13 protein-coding genes are annotated in these 14337 nt (G+C 42.3%); 11 read left to right on the plus strand and 2 right to left on the minus strand.

The window, feature by feature from the left end; all coding sequences use genetic code 11:
- The first annotated feature begins 443 nt into the window (after positions 1-443).
- The 5 genes from proB to NFS43_RS06235 all read left to right on the plus strand — a co-directional run bounded on the left by proB (position 444) and on the right by NFS43_RS06235 (position 5297).
- Positions 444-1556: a glutamate 5-kinase gene (gene proB / locus NFS43_RS06215; protein ID WP_251550557.1), complete on the plus strand. Its 1113-nt coding sequence runs from the start codon at positions 444-446 to the stop codon at positions 1554-1556.
- Between the two features lie 6 nt (positions 1557-1562).
- Positions 1563-2804, plus strand: a complete 1242-nt coding sequence (locus NFS43_RS06220; RefSeq protein WP_251550559.1) for a glutamate-5-semialdehyde dehydrogenase — start codon at positions 1563-1565, stop codon at positions 2802-2804.
- Positions 2805-3211: 407 nt separating this feature from the next.
- The gene (locus NFS43_RS06225; RefSeq protein ID WP_338150592.1) at positions 3212-4555 is read left to right on the plus strand and encodes an ATP-dependent DNA helicase; all 1344 of its coding nucleotides are present in this window, start codon (positions 3212-3214) and stop codon (positions 4553-4555) included.
- A gap of 96 nt (positions 4556-4651) precedes the next feature.
- Positions 4652-4930 (plus strand): DUF1292 domain-containing protein, encoded by a 279-nt coding sequence (locus NFS43_RS06230; RefSeq protein ID WP_251550561.1) that lies wholly within the window; start codon positions 4652-4654, stop codon positions 4928-4930.
- A 121-nt stretch (positions 4931-5051) separates the two neighbouring features.
- Entirely contained in the window at positions 5052-5297 is a 246-nt protein-coding gene (locus NFS43_RS06235) for a hypothetical protein (RefSeq protein ID WP_251550562.1), read from the plus strand.
- Between the two features lie 131 nt (positions 5298-5428).
- Here the strand turns inward: NFS43_RS06235 and NFS43_RS06240 are convergent, their stop codons facing one another.
- Positions 5429-5791 (minus strand): hypothetical protein, encoded by a 363-nt coding sequence (locus tag NFS43_RS06240; RefSeq protein ID WP_251550564.1) that lies wholly within the window; start codon positions 5789-5791, stop codon positions 5429-5431.
- A gap of 353 nt (positions 5792-6144) precedes the next feature.
- Between NFS43_RS06240 and NFS43_RS06245 the strand changes: the two genes are divergently transcribed.
- The 4 genes from NFS43_RS06245 to NFS43_RS06260 all read left to right on the plus strand — a co-directional run bounded on the left by NFS43_RS06245 (position 6145) and on the right by NFS43_RS06260 (position 10297).
- A complete protein-coding gene (locus tag NFS43_RS06245) occupies positions 6145-7635 on the plus strand; it encodes a class I adenylate-forming enzyme family protein (RefSeq protein ID WP_251550566.1) in 1491 nt (496 codons plus the stop codon).
- A 74-nt stretch (positions 7636-7709) separates the two neighbouring features.
- Entirely contained in the window at positions 7710-8855 is a 1146-nt protein-coding gene (locus NFS43_RS06250; RefSeq protein WP_251550569.1) for an acyl-CoA dehydrogenase family protein, read from the plus strand.
- Between the two features lie 150 nt (positions 8856-9005).
- Positions 9006-9302: a DUF3219 family protein gene (locus NFS43_RS06255; RefSeq protein ID WP_251550570.1), complete on the plus strand. Its 297-nt coding sequence runs from the start codon at positions 9006-9008 to the stop codon at positions 9300-9302.
- Positions 9299-10297, plus strand: a complete 999-nt coding sequence (locus NFS43_RS06260; protein ID WP_251550572.1) for an LLM class flavin-dependent oxidoreductase — start codon at positions 9299-9301, stop codon at positions 10295-10297. The genes NFS43_RS06255 and NFS43_RS06260 overlap by 4 nt, the downstream gene beginning before the upstream one ends.
- Positions 10298-10330: 33 nt before the next feature.
- On the opposite strand, the gene NFS43_RS06265 is transcribed toward NFS43_RS06260, so the two are convergent.
- Positions 10331-11494 carry a glycosyl hydrolase family 18 protein gene (locus NFS43_RS06265; RefSeq protein ID WP_251550574.1) on the minus strand — a complete coding sequence of 388 codons (1164 nt, stop codon included), beginning with the start codon at positions 11492-11494 and terminating at the stop codon, positions 10331-10333.
- A 319-nt stretch (positions 11495-11813) separates the two neighbouring features.
- On the opposite strand from NFS43_RS06265, the gene NFS43_RS06270 reads away from it, so the two are divergent.
- Positions 11814-12419, plus strand: coding sequence for a TetR/AcrR family transcriptional regulator (locus tag NFS43_RS06270; RefSeq protein ID WP_251550576.1), 606 nt, complete (start codon positions 11814-11816; stop codon positions 12417-12419).
- A gap of 41 nt (positions 12420-12460) precedes the next feature.
- A complete protein-coding gene (ftsH, locus tag NFS43_RS06275; RefSeq protein WP_251550578.1) occupies positions 12461-14293 on the plus strand; it encodes an ATP-dependent zinc metalloprotease FtsH in 1833 nt (610 codons plus the stop codon).
- Positions 14294-14337 lie beyond the last annotated feature (44 nt).

Genomic DNA, 14337 nt, shown 5'->3' on the forward strand with positions numbered 1-14337 from the left:
CTCCATGTTTTGTCCTCATGAACGGCTCATGGTGATTAGGGCACCGACTAGAGTAAATGTGAATCTGGATAAATTTGGATTTTATTATCATTGTAAGCGATTTCTTAAAATTAATCTATTGACTTTTGGGTAATTTCTTTAGATAATCAAATAAATTGAAATTGCAAACGGTTAGGGACTAGTAAATTTTTGGAACATGATAGAGAATGAGACCCCTAGGCTGAAAGGTTTCTCATGGAAAGAAAATTGAACCTGCCCTTTTAGAAACTGCTTATGAAAACATAAGCCGTAGACTCTCGTTACGGGTTCGAGTGGGTGCAAGGCACCAACAAAGGTGGTACCGCGGAAACGACTCTTCCGTCCTTTATTTTAAAAGGACAGAAGAGCCGTTTTTTATTTTCTCATAAAATGACACCAATTTTTAATAGAGGAGTTCTGAAACAATGAAAAAGCAGCTTGTTGTTGTTAAAATTGGAAGCAGTTCACTAACAACTGCTACAGGTACAATTTCTGAAGAAAAAATGAAGGACCACGTGGAGGCGCTGGCGAACTTAAAACACCAGGGCCATGATGTGATTCTGATCTCCTCTGGTGCAGTCGCTGCTGGATTTGGCGCACTCGGATACCCGGTCCGCCCGAACACAACGGCAGGAAAACAGGCAGCCGCAGCGGTCGGACAGGGGCTGTTAATGCAGTACTATAACGAGCTCTTTAAAGAGCTTCACATGGTTCCGGCGCAAATCTTGTTAACAAGAGAAGATTTTTATAGTCAAACGAGATTTCAAAACTTATATTCTACCATCAATGAGCTGCTGCATCGGGGAGTCATACCCATTATAAATGAAAATGATTCCGTATCGATTGAGGAACTGACATTTGGCGACAATGATATGCTTTCCGCCCTTGTCAGCGGGTTTCTCCATGCCAATGCCCTCATCATTTTAACAGATGTCAATGGACTTTATGACGGCAATCCAAAGGTATCTAAACATGCCAAAAAATATCATTTCATTCCGGAAGTTTCCGAACAGCTGCTAGGAGTTGCCGACGAGAATGGCTCATCTGTCGGGACAGGGGGCATGCGCTCCAAACTTCTTGCCGCCAAAAAAGCTTTGTCCCTTGGGGTCAGTGTGTTTGTTGGGCGGGGAACTGGAAAAGAAAAATTAGTGGATATTTTAGCTGGCAAGGGTGATGGGACCTATATCGGCGGTCCGTTCCAAACACAAATGCAAATGAGAAAGCAATGGATCGCCTATCATTCTCATGTTGGCGGTGTGATTGAAATCGATGATGGTGCAGAAGAAGCCATTGTACAAAAGGGCAAAAGCTTACTTCCTGTTGGCGTCACCAATGTCTTCGGCGAATTCAACGCTTTAGATGTGGTAGAAGTCCGAAATCAAAAAGGAAAAACTATCGGCAAAGGACAAATTTATTTTTCATCCAAGGATTTAGAAAAAGTAAAGGGTTTGCCGAGTGAGCAATCCAAAGCTTACTCGTTTAATAAAAAACCAGAAGTGATACACCGGGATAACTGGGTTATTCTACGAGAGGAGTGAGGAGAAATGACTGAACTAATCGAAAAAGCTAAAAAGCTGCAGGCAGCTTCAAAGACATTGTCATTGGTTTCAACAAAAGCGAAAAACGAGGCGCTGGCCTTCCTGGCCGATCAGCTTTTACAGAAAAAAGAGTTTCTTTTGCAGGAAAATGCCAAGGATATTGAAAAAGGAAAGCAACAAGGCTTATCTGCCTCCTTATTAGACCGGCTGCTGCTAACTGACGAGAGAATTGATCAAATAGTGGAAGGCGTTCGTCAATTGATTAAACTGCCAGATCCCATCGGGGAAATCATTGAGGAATGGGATCGGCCCAATGGACTTTCCATTCAATCGATTAGAGTTCCACTTGGCGTCATCGGGATGGTGTATGAGGCACGACCAAATGTGACAGTGGATGCCGCCAGTTTATGTTTGAAAGCAGGGAACGCCGTATTGCTCAGAGGAAGCACGTCAGCACTAAACTCAAATAAAGCGCTTGTTCAGGTCATGCAAAATGCACTGGCTCAAACAGCCATTCCAGCGGACGCTGTTCAACTGCTGGAGGACACAAGCCATGAAACCGCCTCACAAATGTTCAAGCTGAACAAATACCTTGATGTCCTCATTCCACGCGGCGGCGCCGGCTTAATTCAAAATGTTATTGAAAATGCCACCGTCCCTGTATTGGAAACCGGTGTAGGGAATTGCCATATTTTCATTGATCAATCCGCCCAAAAAGATATGGCGATCAATATTGTGCTTAATGCAAAATTACAGCGTCCATCTGTATGCAACGCTGCAGAAACCGTTCTCATTCATGAAAACTGGCCATACACGGCCGACTTGATGGAAGCACTCTATGAAAAAGATGTAGAACTTCGCGGCGATGAACGTTTAACCGCTAGGTTTTCGTTTATAAAGCCAGCTACCCAACAAGACTGGGAGGTAGAATTTCTAGCTCCAATATTAGCGGTCAGATTAGTAGAAGATGTAAAAGAGGCGGTCAGTCATATTGACCAATATGGGACCAAACACTCCGAGGCCATTATTACAGAGGATACCCAGAATGTAAATTTATTTTTCCAAGCAGTCGATGCAGCTGTCCTGTATCATAATGCGTCCACCCGATTTACGGATGGGGAACAGTTCGGATATGGAGCTGAAATCGGAATCAGCACCCAAAAGTTACATGCACGCGGTCCAATGGGATTAAAGGCGATCACCACGACAAAAGCACTTATTAGGGGTACTGGACAAATTCGAGAATAGGTATGGTAAAACCAAGCAGGGGCATTTCTTCCCTGCTTGGTTTTTGTCTGTATAGGGGCAAACTTCTGGTATAATGAAAGAAGCAAACATACATTCTTATTTGAAGTGGGTGTTTTCGTGTTAAATGAAATCCATATTTCTGTCAGATCGCTAGTCGAGTATGTTTACAGCTCTGGCAGCATTGATTCCAGATTCCGTCCGCAATCGACAATGGCGGACGGAACAAGAGTCCATCAAGCCATTCAAAAAACTTACGGAGATAAGGATGAGCGGGAGGTTTACCTATCCATCGATATCCCGTTCGAAGGCTTAGTCTATAAAATTGATGGGAGATGTGACGGAATATTATATAACAACGGCCAAGTAACGATTGATGAAAAGATACCAGCAGCAAGGAACTCCTGGTTCTGTTTCCGTTTCCCACCTACCGAGAAGGCCAGCGGAAATATGCCCGAAAACATCGGGTCTGTCCGTTTGAGTATTCACTTGACCTTGCCTGCGCAGCGGATGCTGTCATTTGCGACTATAATTATATTTTTGACCCAAAGGTGTCACTTAAACGATTGTTTGAGGTAGAGAAAAAGTCCACGGCAATTTTGGTCGATGAGGCGCATAATTTGGTTGACCGAGGCCGTGAGATGTTCTCGGCGACTATCGATAAACAGATTTTTCTGCAAGTGAAAAAAGATTTTAAAGGCGTTAACAAACCAATTTATGAGGCTGCCAGCCAGTTAAACTCCTGGTTTTTGAGCTTGAAAAAATCGATGGATAAAAACAAGGAAATAGTTCTTGAAGCATTGGATGAGCAGCTTTCACTTCAGCTTCATCATTTTGCTGAAGAAGCTGAGAAAGTCCTCGCGGCTGGTTCCGCTCCCCATTTGCTGGACGTTTATTTCACCGTCAGCCAATTTTTAAAAGTAACGGAGTGGCTGGACGAGCAATCTATTATTTATGCTGAAATCGCAGGAAATAATCTGACCTTGAAACTGTTCTGCATTAACCCGTCCAAACTGTTAAAACAAATGGCGAAGGGCTACAAGTCAAAGGTATTTTTTTCAGCCACCCTGACCCCGCTGGATTATTATCAAGACTTACTGGGCAGTGGTCATAAGGATTATGTGCTGGCAATACCTTCTCCATTCTCTAAGGAACAAGTAGATGTTTTTATTAAGCCGATATCGACACGATATCGAGACCGTGAACGATCACAGGCGGCGATTGTTTCTATGCTGCAATCATTGGTTTGCAGCCGGCCCGGGAATTATTTGGTGTTTTTTCCATCCTATCAATATATGCTGGCCGTTTACGAAGACTATAAGAATGGGGATAAACAGACAAAAACACTAATTCAATCGGCTGGTATGGATGAAGCAGAACGGGAGGCATACCTTGATTCCTTTCAGGCTGGTACTTCTGAAACGCTGCTTGGTTTCGCCGTATTGGGAGGTGTTTTTTCTGAAGGGGTCGATTTAAAAGGCGATCGATTAAATGGAGTGGCCGTGGTCGGAGTCGGCCTCCCGCAGATTGGTTTTGAGCGTAATCTGATCAAAGAGTTCTTTGATCGTAATGGGCGGAATGGCTACGATTATTCCTATCTTTTCCCAGGTATGAACAAGGTTTTGCAGGCTGGAGGGAGGCTGCTGCGATCGGAACAGGATACCGGGACCATCATCCTTTGTGATGACCGTTTCCTGCAAAACAAATACCAATCACTGCTTCCTGAAGAGTGGAAGAACTATATGTTGATTTAAAATAATCTGGACATTTCCTCTTTCTTAGTTTAATTTGCTTCCCTTTTACCAATAATGTGAAAGGTAGAAATCTTCAATAAAGAGAGGGATATTCAAGTGGCCAATATCGAAGTAGGAGAAGTCTTTACCATCAGTGATGATAATAACGAGGAACTGGAAGTAGAAGTTTTAGGTGTCATGACCATTGACGATACGGATTATGTGGCAGTTGGATTTGTGGAAGATATTAGACAGGAAAATGACGAAGACATTGATATTTTTTTCTTGAAAGTCGATGATGACGGCGATTTTTCCGCCATTGAAAGTGATGAGGAATTCGACAAGGTTTCAGCAGCGTTTGACGAAATGATGGACGAAGAAATGGAAGACGAGTAAGAGAGGGAGAGCCCCTCTCTTTTCTTAATGGCCAAAAAGGCGGGAACATTGGAAAATTTATGTATACATAAAAATGAAAAGGAAATAATAATAAAAGAATGACAGTAAAAGGAGAGGCATAATGTCTATTTCAGAAGGGACCAAGTATCAGATTTCTAAAGTGATTCAAGGAAACTTTAATTCGGCTGAATCGTTTACGGTAACCGCCTATAATGGCGTAACGGTTCAATTTACCCTCAGTGAAGGAAAAGGCCATGGCTCTATGCCGATTGAACATTTAAATTATCTGCTTAAACGATCCAATTTAACAATTATTCCTCATAAACGGACACTGCTCAATACAGCTGATGAAGAACAAATTATTTAACCATTACTCTAAACCTTGTTGCAGCTTTGATGGCTATTTAGAGGAAAAATATTAACGAATGTGACACTTATTTTCATCTTTTAAACTCATAAAAAGATCCTTCCCTAAATAGATAGAGAAGGATCTTTTCATCATTCAAGTGGTGTTGCTCCAACGAATGTACCATTAATAAAAACATACATAAATGCTGCGCCTTCTTCATTAGTAAATGGAACCCCAACCATTATTACATCTTCGGCAGGAAGTACGACTTCAATAGTGTGAGCACCATTCCATTTATAACCTGCTGCGAGCAGCTGGGCTTTTTGTGTTTTAAATTCTTCACTACTTATAAATTTAGCCACAATTTTATTTCTTTCCGCTCCTGTTATCGGACTAAGCTCATGACAAGAGCAATCATCGTCCGGTTCCGCCGCTTGAACCGGGCTTCCAGATACAGTAAATAAGGATAATGCAACTAAAACCCCCAAAATCAGTGTCACTAACTTCTTCATCTTTTTTCCTCCCTTAGTAAATAAAGTCTATTATTCTATTCTCTGTCTATCGACATTATCCTTCAAAAATCGCTGAAATTCATAGGACATTTGGCTGCTTTTTTGACAATTCGGTGTCCAAAAACGAATTTGTTGTTATTTTTGTGAAAATAACGTCTAAGGGGCTGTTTGCATCCTTCAATTAGATCTTTTTGGAATTTCCATTTTTTAGCAGGAATAAGGATGAAACATAAAGAATATATAAAGTGTCTTGTGCCAGAATTTTAACCTTACAGTTTCATAGGTTATTTTGTAAGCGCATACATTAGATTAGGCTCCTATGCATTGCTCCATAAATGAAGGAGGAAATCGATTTGAATATCAGTCAAATTCTATTCAACACGGTGAAAAAGGCACCAAAACATCCAGCCATTGTTTTTAAAAATGAAAATTTAACTTATCAAGAACTGGCTGAGCAAGTCAAAGAAAAAGCTGCAGGACTAAAAAAATACGGACTTCAAGATGGTTCTCATGTTGCGCTGATGGCGGCCAATAAGCCGGAATACGCCATTGCGTACTTTTCCCTGCTGGCCCTAGGTGCCATTGTGGTACCGATTAATCCGACATTTAAGGCCAGCGAAATCATTTATATTTTAAATGATGCTGAAGCAGAGGCAATTATAGTGGATGAGGCCGGAATCGGGGAAGTAAAAAAAGCAGTAAATGAGCTTTCAACTGTGAAGCAAATATTCTCATTGCCTCCGGAAGATTCGTTGATTCATTGGGAAGCTGTCAATGGGGACCCGGCTGATTTTTGGCCAGAGCCAAAGGCACCACAGGATGATGCGCAAATCATCTATACCTCCGGGACCACAGGTAAACCTAAAGGGGCCATTATTACTCATGGGAACCTCGAATGGATGACCCAAACCAGTGCGGACATTTTAGAATTAACGAAGGAAGATAGGGTTTTAGTCGTACTTCCATTATTCCATGCCTATGCCAAACTCCAGGGATTGCTTCAATGTGTATTCATAGGCTGTACCATCTATCTCGAGGAACGGTTCATTCCTGATGTGATTTTGAAGAGGATGGCTGAAGAAAGGATCACCGTATTTTTTGGGGTGCCGACCATGTATACGATGTTTGTTCATTCCCCTCGAATCAAAGAGCTTGATTTTTCCAGCCTGCGTAAAGCTGGATCAGGAGGCGCCAGTCTCCCCGTTGAAATCCTAGAAAAAGTAAAAACAGAAATGGGTGTGGAAATCGGAGAAGGTTATGGCCAGACAGAGAGTACGGTTATGATTAGCTGTTTCCCGAATGAGTCAGTAAAGAAGGCCGGTTCAGTCGGGCTTCCTTTACCTGGCATTGAACTCAAAATTGTCGACGCTTCCGAAAGAGAAGTACCGGCTGGTGAAGTGGGCGAGATCATTTTTAAAGGTCCCAACACAATGAAGGGCTATTATAAAAAGGAAGAAGAAACAAATGAAACGATCAAGGACGGCTGGCTCTATACCGGGGATCTGGGACGCCAGGATGAACATGGTTATCTCTATATTGTCGATCGAAAAAAAGACATGATCATCCGAGGCGGTTACAATGTGTATCCCAGAGAAATAGAAGAGGTCCTTTATACGCATCCTGACATTGTCGAATGCGCAGTCGTCGGTGAATCAGACCCTGTTTTCGGAGAGGAAGTAGCGGCCTATATCGTTTCCAGGTCTGAGGGAAACCCCGAAGAAATTGCCGCCTTTTGCAAACAGCGGCTGGCCCACTACAAAGTCCCAAGGAGAATCTACTTTTTAAAGGAATTGCCCAAGACAACTACCGGGAAAATTCTCAAAACACCATTGAGAAAAAAATAGAGTTGGAGCTTTAGGTTAATTACGTCAAAAGGTAATATCTTGTTTCCACTAAAAGTATAGAAGGAGTGGTTGAATTGGGGAAACCGTATTTAAAAGAGGAGCATGAAATTTTTCGAAAGTCATTCCGGAAATTTCTTGAGCTAAATGCTGCACCTTATTTTGAAGAATGGGAGCAGGCAAAACAAGTTCCCAAATCTTTTTGGAAGCTAGCTGGGGAGCAAGGATTTTTATGCCCATGGGCAGATGAAAAATATGGCGGGTACAATGCCGACTTTGCCTATTCCGTCGTCATTACAGAAGAACTCGACAAAATCGGGGCAGGGATTGGCGGTATCGGGCTGCATAATGACATTGTTATGCCTTATATTGATGAATTTGGAACCGAGGAGCAAAAGCAAAGATGGCTTCCTAAAGCCGTCAGCGGCGATATGATATCGGCCATTGCCATGACAGAACCCGGCACTGGCTCGGACCTGGCAGCCATTCAGACAACAGCTAGAAAAGCCGGAAACCATTATGTCGTAAACGGCGAAAAAACCTTTATAACTAATGGGTACTCCACTAATTTTGTCATCGTTGTCTGTAAAACTGACCCGAATGCCCAGCCTGCCCATAAAGGTGTCAGCTTACTTGTTGTGGAAGAGGGAACTCCGGGGTTTAAAAAAGGCAAAAAACTTCGCAAGGTGGGGCAGCATGCCAATGATACTTCAGAATTGATTTTTGAAGATGCCATAGTACCGCAAGAAAATTTACTCGGTGAAGAGGGAATGGGCTTTTATTATTTAATGAAAAAACTGCAGCAGGAACGCTTGATGCTGGCTATTGGCAGTTTAACCGGATCAAAGCATATGCTAGAAATCACACTGGACTATGTAAAACAGAGAACAGCCTTCGGCAAGCCAATCAGCAAATTTCAAAACACTCAATTTAAAATGGCAGAAATGGCTACGAACATCCGAATAGGCGAGACCTTTGTTGACCGGTTGATTGTTGATCATATGGATAAGAAAAATATCGTCAATGAAGTGGCGATGGCGAAATGGTGGATGACCGACTTGGCAAAACGAGTGGCAGCCGAATGCATGCAGTTACATGGCGGCTATGGATATATGGAAGAGTACGAAATCGCGAGACGCTACCGAGACGTAGCTGTTGGAACCATTTATGCCGGGACAAACGAAATTATGAAACAAATCATTGCCAAAAACATGGGTCTCTAAATAGGAGACATGAACAGCCTTTATTCAGAGGCTGTTTTTATTTTTAAAACATAAATATATTATGTTAACTATCTTAAAGAATCGGAAATTTGCCCCTGTAAAATCCAACTGCTATGATTTAGAAAAAGTAAAAGGAAGGAGCTCTTATCCATGGTTAACAAAATGATTTTAAATGATACAGAGATAGAGATATATCAGTACGAAGAAGAAAAAGTGAACGGATTACAAATGATATCTGTTCATTTTAAAGTTACCAGTGAACAATATCATGATATAACGACCCTGCTCTATAAAGGGACCTACCAAGTCAAAATCCCAGACCGGAATTTATCCTTCACGGGAACGATCCGCCAATATTTTACTTCCTTTACTAATTTATACGAAAAAGGTCAAGTCGGCGATTTTTCGTTATCTTTGATAGAAGTAAAGGAAGGAAGGACAAAATGAAATTAAGCATATTAGACCAAGCCCCCATCTCTGCCAACCAAACAGCCCAGCAAGCTTTAAACGCATCCTTAACATTAGCGCAAGCCGGTGAAAAGCTTGGCTATACACGTTACTGGATAGCGGAGCATCACGACTTGCCAGGGCTGGCATGCCCAGCTCCTGAAGTCATGCTGAGCTACATTGGAGCCAAAACAAATAAGATTCGGATTGGCTCCGGCGCAGTTCTATTGCCGCATTACAAGCCATATAAAATCGCAGAAGTGTTTAACCTCCTGTCTACGCTGTTTCCCAGCCGGATTGACATAGGCATCGGCCGGGCTCCAGGCGGGTCTGCAGAAGTGTCGAACGCGTTATCCGATCATTTTTTGCAAAATGTCTGGGGTTTCCCGGACAAGCTAAAGGACTTGCTTCACTTTTTAAACAGGGATTTCCCAAACGGACATGAATTTGCCAAGCTATCGGCTGCACCCGTCCCTACCGTATCTCCAGAAACCTGGCTGTTAGGCACGAGCAAAAAGAGCGCGCTCCTTGCCGCGGAACTCGGACTGCCCTATGTATTCGGCCAGTTTATGAGTGAACATGAAGGAGAAGCCATCATTAAGCATTATTTCTCTAGCTTTCAAGCAAGAAAAAAGGGAGACAAGCCTTATGTTATCTTAACCGTTTCTGCGATTTGCGCAGATACGGATGAACGGGCGGAAGAGGTTGCATTAAGCAGCCTGATCTGGTCATTGCAAAGCAGTAAGGGAAAAAGGGAGCCGGGCGTTCCGTCGATTCATGAGGCAAAAAGCTGCCAATTGGACGAAAAGGACAAGGAAACATTAAATAACATAAAGCGGAACGTGTTAATTGGCGGACCAACAAAGGTTTATCAGAAGTTAATGGAGCTCCGATCACGCTATCAGGCCGACGAAATCATGATTGTAACGATTACCCATGATCATGAGGATCGATTGCGTTCCTATGAATTGCTAAGCAAAGCGGCAATATCATAATTGAAAAAGGGGCTTTCCAGATAGCCCCTTTTGTTATTGTTTGACTGTATAGTATTTTACAGGACCTTCTTGGGAATCATTTAAAACCTTGGCAATGGTTCCTGTCAGGCTTATTGGTCCCTGGGCATCGAGCCCTGCCTCCCAAAGCATCATCCCGCCGAACCCATGGTCAAGCGCCAGGGTGGTTTTCTTCTTCATTGTCTCAGAACCGTTGTAATAATAGGTTGTGCCATTCATGGCAATCGTATCACCAGCAGCATCATCCGGATTTTGATTCGTAATGGCAGCAAAGGAGACCTGCTTCACATTTGGATCCTCCGGCTGAGCATAAAATGGGACACCTAAAACCAGCTTCTCTTTCGGAAATTGATTCTGTTCAAAGAATGATGACCAATAGTTTACAATTGCCTCCGTATATGGATAGGGAGATAAATTAGCGGCATGATAGCCGTCATCCCACTGCCCATCGTAAGCCATTATGTTGACATGATCGACATTTTGGAACATAGATGGTTCATATTTAACAAAGTTAGTCTCTGTCAGCGTCACCGCATGAATTTTTGCATAAACTGCAATCGAAAGCTCCTTGCCCCTTGGATGCAGACGATCGCTCAATTCCTTTGCAAAAGCGGCCAGATATTGGGCATCTTCCTCTGAATGCGGGTGTTCAAAATCGATGTCAATTCCATCGAGATTCTCCCGGTCTGCAAAACTAGCAAGTTCGTCGGCCAGCTTAATCCGTGAGTCAGGATTGGCGATAGCTGCTTTAAAATAGTCGTATGACTCGCCGCCATTCATGTGGAACCAGCCGCCCACGGCGAGCATTACTTTCGTATTATTCTTTTTTCCATTAGACACGATCGTGCGAAGATTTTGTAATGCTTGATCACCAGTAAGCATGAATTCGCCTTCTTTAGTCGGATGGGCAAAAGAAAAAATCACATGGGTCAATTTCTCATAATCTATCATATTAGGATCCCGAAAATCCTGGACATAGCCGATTAAAACTTTGGATGGTGCTTTATCCTCCACTTTGGGAACCTGTTTTTCCTCTATATCGGTCTCTTTCTCAGGTACCTGCTTTACTGTTCTGCTAGCGCCTGATTGATGAGTGCCGGATAGTAAACCACCTGAAAGTATCCCTCCAACGAAGGTAACTAAGATGACCAAGGTAAGGAGGAGATGATGTTTTTTCATTCTAGTATTCCTCCTTTTATTCATCAATATGAAAATTGTATCAAAAATAGGAGAGAGAATTTGCTGGTAATATCCGCCTTTTGCATCCTGCAGAATCTATTCAATTTTATCTAGAGTTATTCATAGTTTGTTCATATTCAATAGGTACAATAAAAAGAGTTTAAGATGTTCAAATGGTAATTAATATCCTCAAACCAACAGTTTTGCTGAACGATAGCCAAAATTGACAAGTGACAGCTTGTCATATATTATTGGGTTAATATGACACAGTGTCATATTTGGAGATAAACGAAATGTATGACAGAAAGCAGGTAAAAGAATGCCTAAAATTACTTTTTTTAATCTCCCGGAAGATAAAAGAGCCACTTTACTTTTTTCGTTAAAAAAAGAGTTTTCCAGAGTGCCGTTATATGATGCTTCGATTGCAAACATTGTGAAATTGGCAGGAATTCCGCGCGGCAGCTTTTATCAATATTTTGACGATAAAGAAGATGCCTTCTTTTTCATCCTCAATGATTTCGTTACAGGCATCCATAATCAGTTTTTAAGGCTCATAAAAAAATATAATGGAGACCTGTTTGCCACGATGCCAGAATTTTATCAGTTCATTGTTGAGGAGGAAGAAAATGTTCATTTCTTTCGGAATGCGTTTTTAAATATGACGTACCGAATTGAAAGTACATTTTCAAGGATTTTTAAAGAACAGGAAAGTAATAATAACTTCAAAGCAATTAGCTCCTTGTTGAATACAGACAAGCTGAACTTTTCTAACGATGAGGAATTAAATCATGTTTTACAAATTATTTCAGCTGTAACGTTTCGAAATATCATTGAGAAATTTGCCAAAGAGTTAACGGCTGAAGAAGCGTTACAGAGGTACAAGTTAGAATTAACACTATTGAAAACCGGACTAATCCGGCAGTAATCTTGTTTATAGTTTTATTAAAAAGAATCGAGGGAACATTCATGAAAGAAATCAAGCCCCCCAAAAAACCGATCATCTTTTATTATGGAATTGCGATTGTCGTCCTTTTACTCTTAAATAGTTTTATTTTTCCGGCGGTCATGGAGCATTCTGTAAAAGAGGTCGATTATGGAACTTTTTTAAATATGGTTGAAGACGGTAAAGTAAAAGAAGTAGAAATTGAAGACAATACGATTATGTTTAAACCCGTCAAAACGGAGGAGACCAAGCTATACAAAACAGGGGCCATTGATGATCCAGATTTGGTCGACAGGCTGCATGAGGCCAATGTCAAATTCACCAAGGTGATTCCAAAGGAAACATCACCATTGTTAAACTTTATCTTGTCTTGGATCCTTCCATTCCTGATCTTTATTGCCATCGGCCAGTGGCTGATGAAACGAATGCAAAATCGGCTGGGCGGAGGAAGCGGCGCACTATCCTTTGGAAAAAGCAATGCCAAAGTTTATGTAGAAGCTCAAACGGGCATCACATTTAAGGATGTGGCTGGGCAGGATGAGGCGAAGGAAGCGCTGCAGGAAATTGTGGACTTTCTTCATAACCCTAAAAAATATCGCGAAATAGGCGCTAACATTCCTAAAGGCGCCCTATTGGTAGGACCGCCTGGTACCGGTAAGACTCTTTTGGCCAAAGCGGTGGCAGGAGAATCCAAGGTACCATTTTTCTCCATTTCCGGCTCGGAATTTGTGGAGATGTTTGTGGGGATGGGGGCTGCAAGGGTTAGAGACTTGTTCAAGCAGGCTCAAGAAAAAGCCCCTTGCATTGTATTTATTGATGAAATTGATGCTATCGGGAAAAGCCGTAACGCTGGTGTCATGGGCGGCAATGATGAGCGGGAGCAAACCTTAAACCAGCTGTTAACCGAAATGGATGGCTTTGATCCAGATAAGGGTGTCGTCATTCTGGCAGCCACGAACCGGCCGGAGACATTGGACAAGGCCCTGCTGCGTCCTGGACGTTTTGACCGCAGGGTACCGGTAGAATTGCCGGATCTTGCCGGACGGGAATCGATTCTTAAGGTCCATGCTGCAAAGGTAAAGCTCGAGGACACGGTCGATTTTAATGTCATAGCCCGTGCTACATCTGGGGCATCAGGGGCAGATTTGGCCAATATTATCAATGAAGCGGCCCTTAGAGCCGTGAGAATGGGCCGGACCAAAGTGAACCAAAGTGACCTGGAAGAATCAGTGGAAGTTGTCATCGCCGGGTATCAAAGGAAAAACGCCGTTATTTCTATGAAAGACAAATTAACGATAGCCTATCATGAAATTGGGCATGCCCTGGTTGCTGCTAAACAAAGCCATTCAGCACCTGTCCATAAAATCACGATTATTCCGCGCACTTCCGGTGCCTTAGGCTATACCATGCAAGTGGATGACCATGAAACGGTTCTGATGACAAAGGAACAAGCATTGGATAAGATCACGACATATATGGGCGGCCGCGCTGCAGAAGAAATCATTAATAAAACGATTACATCTGGCGCTTCCAATGATATTGAGCAGGCTACCAAAATTGCCAGGGCTATGGTTACGCGCTTCGGCATGAGTGAAGAATTTGATATGATGGGATTAGAAACCGTTAATAACCCTTATTTAGGCGGTGATACATCACTGTTGGTATCAGCTGAAACAGCTTCAAAAATCGACGCGGAAGTATTAAAAATCATCAAATCCTGCCATCAAAGAGCAATTCAAATCCTAGAAGAAAACAAGGATAAATTACACGAACTAACAAAATTCCTGCTTGAAAGAGAAACCATCACTGGCGAAGAATTTATGAAGATTCTGGATGCGAAACTGGCAGAGGTTTAAATATATAAAAATATTCACAGAAAAGGCCAAGAGTACCGGACCCG

Origin of the sequence: Neobacillus muris (genome assembly GCF_943193175.1) — a bacterium.
In the GTDB taxonomy this organism is placed as follows: domain Bacteria; phylum Bacillota; class Bacilli; order Bacillales; family Cytobacillaceae; genus Neobacillus; species Neobacillus muris.

Coding starts and splice junctions, on each gene's coding strand:
- proB (WP_251550557.1), top strand. CDS start 444: ATGAAAAAGCAGCTTGTTGTTGTTAAAATTGGAAGCAGTTCACTAACA.
- NFS43_RS06220 (WP_251550559.1), top strand. CDS start 1,563: ATGACTGAACTAATCGAAAAAGCTAAAAAGCTGCAGGCAGCTTCAAAG.
- NFS43_RS06235 (WP_251550562.1), top strand. CDS start 5,052: ATGTCTATTTCAGAAGGGACCAAGTATCAGATTTCTAAAGTGATTCAA.
- NFS43_RS06240 (WP_251550564.1), bottom strand. CDS start 5,791: ATGAAGAAGTTAGTGACACTGATTTTGGGGGTTTTAGTTGCATTATCC.
- NFS43_RS06255 (WP_251550570.1), top strand. CDS start 9,006: ATGGTTAACAAAATGATTTTAAATGATACAGAGATAGAGATATATCAG.
- NFS43_RS06260 (WP_251550572.1), top strand. CDS start 9,299: ATGAAATTAAGCATATTAGACCAAGCCCCCATCTCTGCCAACCAAACA.
- NFS43_RS06265 (WP_251550574.1), bottom strand. CDS start 11,494: ATGAAAAAACATCATCTCCTCCTTACCTTGGTCATCTTAGTTACCTTC.
- NFS43_RS06270 (WP_251550576.1), top strand. CDS start 11,814: ATGCCTAAAATTACTTTTTTTAATCTCCCGGAAGATAAAAGAGCCACT.
- ftsH (WP_251550578.1), top strand. CDS start 12,461: ATGAAAGAAATCAAGCCCCCCAAAAAACCGATCATCTTTTATTATGGA.